This is a genomic window from Mesorhizobium sp. M0208, from assembly GCF_040322015.1.
Lineage (GTDB): Bacteria > Pseudomonadota > Alphaproteobacteria > Rhizobiales > Rhizobiaceae > Mesorhizobium.
Genome location: NZ_JAMYSP010000008.1, coordinates 59,609 through 71,908, shown reverse-complemented (window position 1 = coordinate 71,908; position 12,300 = coordinate 59,609). Strand labels below are relative to the sequence as shown.

The following is a 12,300-nucleotide window of genomic DNA, read 5'->3' as shown; positions in this document are numbered from 1 at the left end:
GGCGGAGATTACTGCTCCACGGTGACGGTGACGGCAAGCTGTTCTTCCGCCTGTCCCAGCCGAATTCCCGATACCGGTGTGGCGTCGCGATAATCGCGGCCAGTCGCCACCTTTACATAACGCTCGTCGGGAGAAATGCCGTTGGCGACGTCGAAGGCGACCCAGCCGAGGCCCGAGACATGCGCCTCGGCCCAGGCGTGGCTTGCCGCCTGCTCGATCGCTGCATTCATCATAAGGTAGCCACTGACATAGCGCGCCGGAAAATCCATGGCGCGCGCCGCCGCAACGAAGATGTGGCTGTGGTCCTGGCAAACGCCGGTCTTGAGCGCCAGGGCCTCTTCGGCCGGCGTCGTCGCGTTGGTGGTGCCCGGCGTATAAGCGACGCGCTCGCCGATCATCGCCATCAACCGGTGCAGCCTTTCGATGTCGGTGCCCTTGCCGACCGAGGCAGCAAGCTCGCGAATGCCGCTGCCGATCATCGTCAGCGGCGTTTCGTGGCCGAACAGCCAGAGCGGCACGAAACCCTGGTGCGGCCCGCAGACGCCGGCGGTGTCGCGCGTCACCACTTCGCCGGCTGCTTCGACGGTGATGAAGTCGCGCTCGCCCTCGACGCTCAACAGCCGGGTATCATTGCCGAAATGGTCGGTGAAGCGCACTTCCTCGCGTGCGCCTTCGATCTTCAGCGCCCAGGACAGTACCGTCTGGGTGCGCCCGTTTACCGGGAGCAGCCGCAAACGCTGCAACAAATAATGCACCGGCGCATCGTAGCGGTATTCGGTCCGGTGGGTGATCTTCAGCCGCATCGCACTCGTCCCTGGAGCATGAGCTTTTCCGAAAACCGGTCTCCGCTTTTTGGGGTCATGCTCAATAGAACCTGTAATCCTGCGCGATCTCGTCGCCGAGTCTGGTGTTGTCGCGGATGAAATTGGCCAGGAATTCATGCAGGCCGGCGTCGAAAATATCCTTGATCGAGCCGGCGGTAAGCATGGCCTGGGTCTTGGCAGCCGTCGCATGGCAGGCGTGGCGCTCACCATAGTCGTCACCCAGGAATTTGAGATGCTCCGTCAGGAAGCGATAGCAAAAGGTCAGCGAGCGCGGCATGCGGACATTGAGGATCAGATAGTCGGCGATGTTGCTCGGCTTGTAGTCGGCGTCATAGACCCAGCGGTAGGAGCGGTGCGCCGATACAGAGCGAAGGATCGATTCCCACTGGTAGTTGTCGAGCGTCGAGCCGACCCAGGAAATCGACGGCAACAGCACGTAGTATTTCACATCCAGGATGCGCGCGGTGTTGTCGGCGCGTTCGACATAAGTGCCGAGCTGCGAAAAATCGAAAATCTCATTGCGCAGCATCGTGCCGTAGAACGAGCCGCGGATCAGCGCCGTCTCGCGTTTGATTGCGTCGAGCGCGTTGGGCAGGTCGCGCTCGTCGATCGGCTTGGCTAGCATCCGCTTCAGCGACATCCAGGCTTCGTTGATGCTTTCCCAGGTTTCACGCGTCAACGCGGTACGCACCATGCGGGCATTGTTACGGGCCGTTTCGATAGACGACATCGTGCTCGACGGGTTCGATGTGTCGCGCAGCAGATAGTCGGCGACATTGGCGGCGGTGTAGTCGGAATATTTCTGCGTGAAGCTGGCGTCCGAACCGGCGCTAAGCAGCACCGAATTCCACTCCTCCGAAGCGTTCTGAGTACGGGTTAGCGCCATGCGCAAGCCAGCATCCACCAGCCGCGCCATGTTTTCCGCCCGCTCGATATAGCGGTTCATCCAATAGAGCCCGTTGGCGGTGCGACCGAGAAGCATGTCAGGCGGCCCTGAGGCGAATGGTGGACGGTGGACGGTGAATGGTGACTATCCAGAACCTAAGCCACGATGCCGCGTGCTTCATTTCAGGGCATTTCACCAACATTACGACCCATATCCTTATCTATTCACTATTCACTACTTCCACTCTAATCATCCAACACCCAGGTATCCTTCGTGCCCCCGCCTTGCGAGGAATTGACGACCAGCGAGCCTTCCTTGAGCGCTACTCGGGTCAGCCCGCCGGGCACGATCTGGATACGGTCGGAAACCAGCACATAGGGGCGCAGATCGACATGACGCGGCGCCAGCCCCTTGTCCGTCAGGATCGGACAGGTCGACAGCGCCAGCGTCGGCTGAGCAATGTAGTTCGATGGTTTTGCCGCGAGCTTTTTGGAAAAATCCTCGCATTCCTTCTTGGTCGCCGCCGGACCGACCAGCATGCCGTAACCGCCGGACCCGTGGACCTCCTTGATGACCAGTTCATCAATGTGCTCGAGCACGTATTTCAGGCTGTCCGGCTCCGAGCAGCGCCAGGTCGGGATGTTGCCGAGCATCGCCTTGCGGCCGGTGTAGAATTCGACGATCTCGGGCATGTACGAATAGATCGCCTTGTCGTCAGCGATGCCGGTTCCCGGCGCATTGGCGATCGTGATGTTGCCGGCGCGGTAGACGTCCATAATGCCCGGCACGCCAAGTGCCGAGTCGGGGCGGAAGGTCAGCGGATCGAGGAACGAGTCGTCGACACGCCGGTAAAGCACGTCGATCTGCTTGTAGCCCTCGGTCGTGCGCATCGCGACATGGCCATCGACGACGCGCAGATCCTGCCCTTCGACGAGCTGCACGCCCATCTGGTCGGCAAGGAAAGCATGTTCGAAATAAGCTGAGTTGAAGCTGCCCGGCGTCAGCACGGCAATCGTCGGCGTGCCCTTGGTGCTTTGCGGCCGTACCGCCGCCAGCGACTGGCGCAGGAGCTGCGGGTAATTCTCCACCGGCCGCACCTTGATCTGCTGGAACAACTCGGGAAACAGCTGCATCATCGTCTCGCGGTTTTCCAGCATGTAGGAGACGCCGGACGGCGTGCGCGCATTGTCCTCCAGTACGTAGAACTCGTTCTCGCTAATGCGTACGATGTCGACGCCGATGATGTGGGTATAGACGCCGGCCGGCGGCCGCACCCCGATCATCTCGGGCAGGAACGCCTCGTTCCTGGCGATCAACTCCTTCGGCACCCGGCCGGCGCGCAAGATCTCCTGGCGATGGTAGATGTCGTCGAGAAAGGCGTTCAGCGCCTGGACGCGCTGCTCGATGCCTTGCGTTAGCCGTCGCCATTCATTGCCCGAAATGATGCGCGGAACGATGTCGAAGGGTATCAGCCGCTCCGATGCTTCCTGCTCGCCGTAGACGGCGAAAGTGATGCCTGTCTTGCGAAAGACGCGTTCGGCGTCCTGCATCTTCTCGGTAAGTCTGGCCGGGTCCTGTTCCTTCAGCCAGCGATCGTAAGCCGAATACGGTTTTCTCAGCCCGGAAACTTCCGGAAGCATTTCGTCGAACGCTGCCAATCGCATACTCCCCTGTGACGCCATTTCACTGGCCTCGCTGGAGAAAATCAAGCGCAATCGGCGATTTGGCGGGCGCCGGCGATCAGTATATCGCGGTTGCCTAAAATTAAGGCAGCACCAATAGGGCCCTGATCAGGCTTTGCCTTGTGTCCGGGCAAATGTCGGATGGAGATCAAAACGCGCGAAAGGTGACGACCGTAAACGTATCCTTGATTCCCGGGAGAATCTGCACTTTCTCGTTGACGAAGTGGCCGATGTCTTCCTCGTCGTCGACATAGAATTTGGCGAGCAGGTCGTAGTTGCCGGCTGTCGAGTAGATTTCCGAAGCAATCTCGGCATCGGCCAGGGCGCTGGCAACGTCGTAGGCCTTGCCCAGATCGCACTTTATCTGCACGAAAAATGCCTTCATTGCCTGGTCCTGTCCAACATCGCACGCTCTAATCGAGCGGCCCTTGTGGCAGACTGCCGCCCGGCTTTCAAGCATCGCCAATCGCTCAGGCTGTCTCGCCTCGACAATGCTTTCTCGGCTCGGACACGGACTGCCACGCCGAATGTTTACGCTCGGCTGAAACCCTGAAGCACGGCAAAGCGTATGGTATCATGTACCTTCAGGCAGCGATTTCTCGGGGACAACGGAGACAGGCCATGCGCCGCGCGTTTTTCGCATTCACAGTCCTTCCATTCATTTTCGCATCCCAGGCCTTTTCTGGCGACGCCGAAGTCAAAGCGGCGCAGACGGTCATCGATGGTCAGTTGAGGGCCTTCATCGCCAATGACGGAATGACGGCCTACAGCTTTGCCGCACCGAATGTGAAGCGCATCTTTCCGACCGTCGATACCTTCATGAACATGGTGACCAACGGCTATCCGCCGGTGCGCCAGCCGCAGACCTACTCCTTCGGCAAGGTTCGCGAGACGAGCCCGACCTCGATCATCCAGCAAGTGCTGATCGTCGGCCCGGATGGCAAGGACTACGAGGCGGTCTACACGCTCGAACTACAGCCTGACGGCAGCTTTCGGATCACCGGCTGCAGCCTGCGCGCGTCCACGTCGCTCAGCACTTGAGCCTTCGATCACCTCACTGGGAGATCGCCCCGCCTCCAGCTTTCGGAAATCTCAGCTGAGCGTGCTTCCAACCTGCCAGCCTCGATCGCTTCACGAATGTCGCGCATCAGCTGCTGGTAATAGGACAGATTGTTCCAGGTAAGGAGCATCGCCCCAAGTGCCTCTTGCGAGCGCACCAGATGGTGCAGATAGGCGCGCGAATAGTCGCGTGCGGCCGGGCAGTCGCTTTCCTCATCGAGCGGACGCGGATCGTCGGCATGGCGGGCGTTGCGAAGATTGACCTTGCCGCGCCGCGTGTAGGCAAGACCGTGGCGCCCTGCCCGCGTCGGCATCACGCAATCGAACATGTCGATGCCGCGCGCTACCGACTTCAAGATGTCGTCCGGCGTGCCGACACCCATCAGGTAGCGCGGCCGCTCAACCGGCAGCTCCGGGCAAGTGATGTCGAGCATCTCCAGCATCACCGCTTGCGGCTCGCCGACAGCCAGCCCGCCGATCGCGTAGCCCTTCAGCTCCATTGCCTTCAGCGCCTGCGCCGAGCGCAGCCGCAGATCCGGCACGTCGCCGCCTTGTACAATGCCGAACATCGCCTTGCCGGGCTGCTCGCCGAATGCCGTCTTGCAACGCTCGGCCCAGCGCAACGACAACTCCATGGCACGCTCGATCTCGTTCTGCTTGGCCGGCAGAGCCGTGCATTCATCGAGCTGCATCTGGATGTCGGAATCGAGCAGCCCCTGGATCTCAATCGAACGCTCCGGCGACATCTCGAAGGCGCCGCCGTCGATATGCGAACGGAAGGTCACGCCGTTCTCGGTCAGTTTCCTCAGCTTCGATAGCGACATCACCTGGAAGCCGCCGCTGTCAGTCAGGATCGGATGCGGCCAGCGGGCGAACTCATGCAGGCCGCCGAGCCGCGCCACGCGCTCGGCGCCGGGTCTCAGCATCAGGTGGTAGGTATTACCAAGGATGATGTCCGAGCCGACGCCGCGCACCTGATCCATATACATGGCCTTCACCGTGCCGCCGGTACCGACCGGCATGAAGGCAGGCGTGCGGATTTCCCCGCGCGGCATGGTGATTGCACCACGCCGCGCCCTGCCGTCGGTCGCCAGCACCTTGAAGGTGAATGCGTCAGTCATTGAATTCCCTAGCCATCGAACTCCTTGTCAAATACCGGCGCGTCCGCAGCCTGCTTATCGAGCGATTGACGGTAGCGGATGCAGCCGCGCATGAATTTCGGCCACGGCGGCACGGCAATCGCCGGCTCGGTCTTTTCGGGCAAAAGCGACCACAGGTCGGGATGATGCCAGCACAGATCATGGCCGGTGGCGTCGCGGTGTTGGCGGATGCCGGCGCGTAATTTCCTGACCTCGCCGATCAATGCTTCGCGGTCGAAGGTTTCCAGGTCATCGTCCATTACTATCCTCCCTGAACAGAAGACTTGCGTCTCCATAGGAATAAAACCTGTAGCGATTCTCGATGGCATGCGCATAGGCCGCCCGCATCGTCTGCAAACCGCAGAAGGCCGAAACCAGCATGAACAGCGTCGAACGCGGCAGATGGAAATTGGTCATCAGCATGTCGGCGGTCTTGAAGCGATAGCCGGGGGTGATGAAGATGTCGGTCAGGCCTGACCATGCGGCCAGCCTGCCCTCCTCGCCAGCCGCGCTCTCCAGCAAGCGCAGCGATGTCGTGCCGACAGCGATAATGCGCCCTCCTTTTGCTTTCGCCGCATTCAGCGCCTCGGCGGTTTCCGCGCTGACCGAACCGGTTTCGGCGTGCATCTTGTGGTCCGCGGTGTCGTCCGCCTTCACCGGCAGGAATGTACCGGCGCCGACATGCAGCGTGACGAAACGGCGCTCTATGCCCTTGGCGTCGAGCGTCGCAAACAGCTCCGGCGTGAAATGCAGCCCTGCCGTCGGCGCGGCGACCGCGCCCTCCTCCCTAGCATAAATGGTCTGATAATCGCTGCGGTCGCGTTCGTCGTCGTCACGTTTGGAGGCGATGTAGGGCGGCAGCGGGATGTGGCCGACAGCGTGCAGCGCCTCGTCGAGGAACGGACCTGACAGGTCGAAGCCGAGCAGCACCTCGCCGCCTTCCCCCTTCTCGATCACGGTCGCATCGAGTTGGCCGAGAAAGCAGGAATTGGCATCATGACCGAAATGGATGCGATCTCCGGCGGCGATGCGCTTGCCCGGACGCATGAAGGCGAGCCACCGGTCGGGCGCCACCCGCATATGCAGCGTGGCTTCGACCTGCGCTGCTGCTTCGCCGCGCCGCCTGATGCCCTTCAATTGTGCCGGAATGACCTTGGTGTCGTTGAAGACCAGCACATCATCACCGGCCTTGAGCAGGGCCGGCAGGTCGCGCACCGTCAGGTCTTCGAGCCCCTCACCCGGCCTGACCACCAGCATCCTGGCGCTGTCGCGCGGCTCGGCTGGGCGAAGCGCGATGCGTTCTTCCGGCAGATCGAAGTCGAAAAGGTCGACGCGCAAGAAAACCCCGCCTCAAGGTTCCGGGCAGGTCACCGCCCAGGCACTGACACCGTCAATGCTCAACGTGCCGCCCATTGCGAAACTGGACTGCTCGCTGGCCTTGACCAGCCGCAATTTGGCGACGATCGAGCTGAGGCCCTCATCAGTGAGATCGATCAGCATGCGCTCGTCGTCTTCGAATGCCTGTCCAACGATGACTTTCGTTGAGCCTGGCTGGCCGTCCGTGGTCCATGTCTTGCCGCCGGCATCCAGCCACACCCGCGCCACCGCAATGACGGCCGTGTGTCCCATCAAAACATCAATCGATGCCGCGCCGCCGTCGGCGCTGCAAACGATCGATTCCGTCGCCAACGCCGGAGTGGCCGCCGCGACGAGCACAAGTACGATGGCCGCGACAGCCCGGCTGGTCATTTCACGTCGGCCGCGACCTTGAGCGATACGATCTTGTCGGGGTCCTGCACCGGTTCGCCGCGCTTGATCTTGTCGACATTGTCCATGCCTTCGATGACCTGGCCCCATACAGTGTACTGGCGGTTGAGGAAGGCGGCGTCGTCGAAGCAGATGAAGAACTGCGAATTGGCCGAGTTCGGGTTTTGCGAGCGCGCCATCGAACAGGTGCCGCGGCCATGGTTGGCGTTGGAGAACTCGGCCTTCAGATCGGGCTTGGCGGAACCGCCAGTGCCGGCGCGCGACGGCGCGAAAGACGGCTTGTTGGAATTGCCGAACTTCACGTCGCCGGTCTGCGCCATGAAGCCGTCGATGACGCGGTGGAAGACCACGCCGTCATAGGCGCCTTCGCGTGCCAGCTCCTTGATACGGCCGACATGGCCGGGCGCCAGATCTGGAAACAATTCGATGACGACCTTGCCCTTCGTCGTGTCCATGATAAGCGCGTTCTCGCGGTCCTTGATTTCGGCCATGTCAGAAATATCCTTTTGAAACTTGGGTTTACTTGCCGTCGGCGGCGATGCGCACCTTGATCATGCGATCGGGATCGGTCACCGTCCCGTTCTGCGCCTCGTCGCCTTTCTTGATGTGGTCCACCAGCTCCATGCCGCTGACGACATTGCCAACGATGGTGTACTGGCCATCGAGCGGCGGTGCCGGCGCGAACATGATGAAGAATTGCGAATTGGCGGAATTCGGATCGTCGGAGCGGGCCATGCCGACCACGCCGCGCTGGTAGTGCTCGGTGCTGGAGAATTCGGCCGGCAGGTCGGGAAGATCGGAGCCGCCGGTGCCGACAGCGTCGGCATTGAAGCCGCTCTTCATGTTGCCGAACTTGACGTCGCCGGTCTGCGCCATGAAGCCGTCGATGACGCGGTGAAAGGCGACGTTGTCGTAGGCGCCCTGGCGCACCAGCTTTTTGATCTGCGCGACGTGTTTCGGCGCAAGGTCGGGCCTCAGCGCGATGGTCACGTCGCCGTCCTTCAGCGTTACGATCATGGTGTTTTCCGGATCAGCGGCAAAGGCCGACACGGATGCGGTCACAAGACCGGCAAACACGGCAAGCAAGAAGGCAAGCTTTTTCAGCTGCATGGATCTTTCTCCGAATATCTTCGTTCATGCATGTCGTTACCCAAAGCCGGGTTCCACTTTTGGGTGACATGCATTTATTTCGCGAATTTGGCGGCGAGCGCGCCGGCCACGGCCGCCGGCACGAAGGGGCGGATGTCGCCTCCCATCGAAGCTATCTGGCGCACAAGTGTGGCGGTAATGGTGCGCACCGAGGGGCTGGCGGGCAGGAACACCGTCTGCAGCTCCGGCGCCATGGTCTCGTTCATGCCGGCCATCTGCATCTCATAGTCAAGATCGGTGCCGTCGCGCAGACCGCGGATCATGATCGAGGCGCCATGCTTCCTGGCCGCATCGATGACCAGCCCGTCGAAGGCGACCACTTTGATACGCGCACCGTCGCTGCCGAATTCCGCCTTCGCGGCCGTTTCGATCAGGCCAACCCGTTCCTCGAAGGAAAACAACGGCTTCTTGCCGGGATGGGTGCCGATCGCCGCATAGATTGTATCCGCCACGGCCAGCGATGCCTTCAGCACGTCGAGATGGCCGTTGGTCAGCGGGTCGAAAGAGCCGGCATAAAGGGCGATGCGTTCGGTCATGGCAGGTGCTTCTAGCGAGCCTCTCTCCTAAAGGCAAATCCGATCACCAGCCCGCCTCGTGAACCCTTTGGCCGACGTAAACGACAGATGAATGTGCCGCTCACAACAGCTTCACGCAGTGTTCACTAAGTTGCAGCTGCAGAAGATGAAACCAAACACCCATCTAATCGTTGTTAGGCGCAGGAGAACACGCACATGCTGATCTACATGCTTGCCACCGCAATGACCGTCGCCATGCTGATCGCTACCGTATTCGGGTTGCATCAGGAGGCACAGCGCGTCCGCGCCAAGGCCAATACCAAGCAGTTCGAAGGCTTCGGCATCCGTAGGCCTTATCGGCATTTCTAGAGCGTTTGCTGACAACGCCGGACCGACCTATCGGGCTGGCGGCGTCGTGGCAACTCACTCGACGTTGTTGTTGTCAGGCTCCCCACCTTCGGTAGCAGCGCCGCTTTCAGCCTCGACACTCTCTTCGATCTCTTCGTCTGCCTGCGGCTCCGAAATCCGCTCCACCGAAACGACCTTCTCGCCCTCTGCGGTATTAAAGATCGTAACGCCCTTGGTGGCGCGGCTGGCGAAACGAATGCCGTTAACCGGGACGCGAATGACGGTTCCGCCATCCGAAACCAGCATGATCTGATCATCATTGCCGACCGGGAAGGTCGCCACCAGACGGCCGATTTCGGCCGTTTTCGAAACGTCGGTAGCGCGGATACCCTTGCCGCCGCGACCGGTCAGGCGGAAATCGTACGACGACGAACGCTTGCCGTAGCCATATTCCGTCACCGTCAGCACGAACTGCTCGTGTGCCTTGAGGAATTCGTAGCGCTCGTCGGAAAGCTCCGCCTCTTCGCCGACCTCTTCGTTGGTAAGCTGGATTTCTTCCTCCTCACCGGCGGCGATGTCGGCGGCGAGCCGGCGTTCAGCCACCACCCGCTTAAGGTAGGCGGCACGTTCCGCCGGCGGCGCGTCGACATGCTCGATCACCGCCATCGAGATCCCCCGGTCGCCATCGGCCATGGCGATGCCGCGCACGCCGACCGAATTGCGGCTCTGGAAGACGCGTACGTCGCTGACCGGGAAGCGGATGCACTGGCCGGAACTTGCCGTCAAAAGCACGTCGTCATTATCGGTGCAGGTCTCGACGCCGAGGATCTCGTCGCCTTCCTCGTCCAGCTTCATGGCGATCTTGCCGTTGCGGTTGACCTGGACGAAGTCCGACAGCTTGTTGCGACGCACGGTGCCGCGCGTGGTGGCAAACATGACGTCGAGCTCGCCCCAGCTCGTCTCATCCTCCGGCAGCGGCATGATCGTGGTGATGCGCTCGCCCTGTTCGAGCGGCAGCATATTGATCAACGCCTTGCCGCGCGATTGCGGGTTGCCGATCGGCAGGCGCCAGACCTTTTCCTTGTAGACGATGCCACGCGAGGAGAAGAACAGCACCGGCGTGTGCGTGTTGGCGACGAACAGCCGGGTGACGAAATCCTCTTCCTTGGTCGACATGCCGGAGCGGCCCTTGCCGCCGCGGCGCTGCGCCCGGTAGAGCGACAGCGGCACGCGCTTGATGTAGCCGGAATGGCTGACCGTGACGACCATGTCCTCGCGCTGGATCAGGTCCTCGTCTTCCATGTCCGCCCCGCCCTCGGCGAGCTCGGTGCGGCGCGGCGTGCCGAACTCGTCGCGCACGGCGATGAGCTCGTCCTTGACGATCTGCTGGACGCGGGCGCGGGACGACAGGATGTCCAGGTAGTCCTTGATCTCGTCGCCGATCGTGTTCAGCTCGTCGGCGATCTCGTCGCGGCCGAGCGCGGTTAGGCGCTGCAGGCGCAGTTCGAGGATGGCGCGCGCCTGCTCCTCGGAGAGATTGTAGGTACCGTCCTCGTTGATGCGATGGCGCGGGTCGTCGATCAGAAGAATCAGCGATTCCACGTCGCCCGAAGGCCAGCGCCGCTCCATCAACTGCTCGCGCGCCGTCTGCGGGTCCGGAGCGCTGCGGATCAGCTTGATGACTTCATCGATATTGGCAACAGCGATGGCAAGGCCGACCAGCACATGGGCGCGGTCGCGCGCCTTGCGGAGCAGGAATTTCGTGCGCCGGCTGATCACCTCCTCGCGGAAGGCGACGAACGCCTTCAGCATGTCGGTGAGCGTCAGCAATTCCGGCTTGCCGCCGTTCAGCGCCACCATGTTGGCACCGAAGGACGTCTGCAGCGGAGTGAAGCGGTAAAGCTGGTTGAGGATGACGTCGGCGACGGCGTCGCGCTTCAGTTCGATGACGACGCGGTAACCCTGGCGGTCGCTCTCATCGCGAATGTCGGAAATGCCCTCGATGCGCTTGTCGCGCACCAGTTCGGCCATCTTCTCGATCATCGATGCTTTGTTCACCTGATAGGGAACCTCGGTGATGACGATCGATTCACGGTCGTTGCCGCGCGCCTCGATGTTGACGCGGCCGCGCATGACGATGGAGCCGCGGCCGGTCGAATAGGCGCTGTAGATGCCGGAACGGCCAAGCACGATGCCGCCGGTCGGGAAATCCGGTCCCGGAATGATCTCCATCAGCGCCGGAAGATCGATCGCTGGATTGTCGATGAGGGCAATGGCGCCGTTGCAGACCTCGCCCAGATTGTGCGGCGGGATGTTGGTGGCCATGCCGACGGCGATGCCGCCGGAGCCGTTGACCAGCAGGTTCGGAAAGCGCGCCGGCAGGACTTTCGGTTCGCTGCCCGACGCATCGTAAGTGTCCTGGAAATCGACGGTGTCCTTGTCGATGTCTTCCAGCAACTCATGCGCGACCTTGGTCAGCCGCGATTCCGTGTAGCGCATCGCCGCCGGCGGATCGCCGTCGATCGAGCCGAAATTGCCCTGCCCGTCAATCAGCGGCACGCGCAGCGACCAGTCCTGCGCCATGCGCACCAAAGCGTCGTAGATAGAGGCGTCGCCGTGCGGATGGTATTTACCCATCACGTCGGCGACCGGGCGTGCCGATTTCACATATTTACGGTTCCAGTGATAGCCGCTCTCATAGGCGGCGTAGAGGATGCGGCGATGCACCGGCTTGAGGCCGTCGCGCACGTCCGGCAGCGCGCGACTGACGATCACGCTCATGGCGTAATCGAGATAGGAGCGCTGCATCTCCTCGATGATGGATATCGGCTCGATGCCGGTGGGGCCGCCGTCGGCGCCGCGCGGTGTCTTCTGGTCGGTCAAATCGGATCACAATCTAATCAGGAATCACTTGGTGCTTATATAGGAAGC

At 61.6% G+C, this 12,300-nt stretch carries 14 protein-coding genes; 2 read left to right on the top strand and 12 right to left on the bottom strand.

All coding sequences use genetic code 11. The annotated features are described in order from the left end of the window. Positions 1 to 8: 8 nt before the first annotated feature. From NKJ17_RS10830 to NKJ17_RS10815, 4 genes are all read right to left on the bottom strand, one after another. Positions 9 to 803, bottom strand: a complete 795-nt coding sequence (locus NKJ17_RS10830) for a transglutaminase family protein (protein WP_352507888.1) — start codon at positions 801 to 803, stop codon at positions 9 to 11. Positions 804 to 864: 61 nt separating this feature from the next. Then, positions 865 to 1,806 carry an alpha-E domain-containing protein gene (locus tag NKJ17_RS10825; RefSeq protein WP_023674885.1) on the bottom strand — a complete coding sequence of 314 codons (942 nt, stop codon included), beginning with the start codon at positions 1,804 to 1,806 and terminating at the stop codon, positions 865 to 867. 149 nt (positions 1,807 to 1,955) lie between these two features. After that, positions 1,956 to 3,368 (bottom strand): circularly permuted type 2 ATP-grasp protein, encoded by a 1,413-nt coding sequence (locus NKJ17_RS10820; RefSeq protein ID WP_352478961.1) that lies wholly within the window; start codon positions 3,366 to 3,368, stop codon positions 1,956 to 1,958. Positions 3,369 to 3,540: 172 nt separating this feature from the next. Beyond that, positions 3,541 to 3,777, bottom strand: coding sequence for an Lrp/AsnC ligand binding domain-containing protein (locus NKJ17_RS10815; RefSeq protein ID WP_023674883.1), 237 nt, complete (start codon positions 3,775 to 3,777; stop codon positions 3,541 to 3,543). A 236-nt stretch (positions 3,778 to 4,013) separates the two neighbouring features. On the opposite strand from NKJ17_RS10815, the gene NKJ17_RS10810 reads away from it, so the two are divergent. Further along, positions 4,014 to 4,433: a DUF4864 domain-containing protein gene (locus NKJ17_RS10810; RefSeq protein WP_352688286.1), complete on the top strand. Its 420-nt coding sequence runs from the start codon at positions 4,014 to 4,016 to the stop codon at positions 4,431 to 4,433. An 8-nt stretch (positions 4,434 to 4,441) separates the two neighbouring features. Here the strand turns inward: NKJ17_RS10810 and tgt are convergent, their stop codons facing one another. The 7 genes from tgt to coaD form a co-directional block, all read right to left on the bottom strand. Beyond that, on the bottom strand, positions 4,442 to 5,572 hold the full coding sequence (tgt, locus tag NKJ17_RS10805) for a tRNA guanosine(34) transglycosylase Tgt (RefSeq protein WP_352507887.1): 1,131 nt from the start codon (positions 5,570 to 5,572) through the stop codon (positions 4,442 to 4,444). An 8-nt stretch (positions 5,573 to 5,580) separates the two neighbouring features. After that, complete coding sequence (locus NKJ17_RS10800) at positions 5,581 to 5,850, bottom strand: hypothetical protein (RefSeq protein ID WP_352507885.1); 270 nt, start codon at positions 5,848 to 5,850, stop codon at positions 5,581 to 5,583. After that, positions 5,840 to 6,928 (bottom strand): tRNA preQ1(34) S-adenosylmethionine ribosyltransferase-isomerase QueA, encoded by a 1,089-nt coding sequence (queA, locus tag NKJ17_RS10795; RefSeq protein ID WP_352507883.1) that lies wholly within the window; start codon positions 6,926 to 6,928, stop codon positions 5,840 to 5,842. The genes NKJ17_RS10800 and queA overlap by 11 nt, the downstream gene beginning before the upstream one ends. Positions 6,929 to 6,940: 12 nt before the next feature. Further along, positions 6,941 to 7,339: a hypothetical protein gene (locus NKJ17_RS10790; protein WP_352507882.1), complete on the bottom strand. Its 399-nt coding sequence runs from the start codon at positions 7,337 to 7,339 to the stop codon at positions 6,941 to 6,943. Continuing rightward, on the bottom strand, positions 7,336 to 7,848 hold the full coding sequence (locus NKJ17_RS10785) for a peptidylprolyl isomerase (RefSeq protein WP_352688283.1): 513 nt from the start codon (positions 7,846 to 7,848) through the stop codon (positions 7,336 to 7,338). The genes NKJ17_RS10790 and NKJ17_RS10785 overlap by 4 nt, the downstream gene beginning before the upstream one ends. Before the next feature lie 28 nt (positions 7,849 to 7,876). Beyond that, a complete protein-coding gene (locus NKJ17_RS10780) occupies positions 7,877 to 8,467 on the bottom strand; it encodes a peptidylprolyl isomerase (protein ID WP_254817364.1) in 591 nt (196 codons plus the stop codon). Positions 8,468 to 8,541: 74 nt separating this feature from the next. Beyond that, a complete protein-coding gene (coaD, locus tag NKJ17_RS10775; RefSeq protein WP_352507881.1) occupies positions 8,542 to 9,042 on the bottom strand; it encodes a pantetheine-phosphate adenylyltransferase in 501 nt (166 codons plus the stop codon). A 195-nt stretch (positions 9,043 to 9,237) separates the two neighbouring features. On the opposite strand from coaD, the gene NKJ17_RS10770 reads away from it, so the two are divergent. Then, a complete protein-coding gene (locus tag NKJ17_RS10770) occupies positions 9,238 to 9,390 on the top strand; it encodes a hypothetical protein (RefSeq protein ID WP_352478968.1) in 153 nt (50 codons plus the stop codon). Positions 9,391 to 9,444: 54 nt separating this feature from the next. Here the strand turns inward: NKJ17_RS10770 and gyrA are convergent, their stop codons facing one another. Beyond that, positions 9,445 to 12,252 (bottom strand): DNA gyrase subunit A, encoded by a 2,808-nt coding sequence (gene gyrA / locus NKJ17_RS10765; protein WP_352688280.1) that lies wholly within the window; start codon positions 12,250 to 12,252, stop codon positions 9,445 to 9,447. Positions 12,253 to 12,300 lie beyond the last annotated feature (48 nt).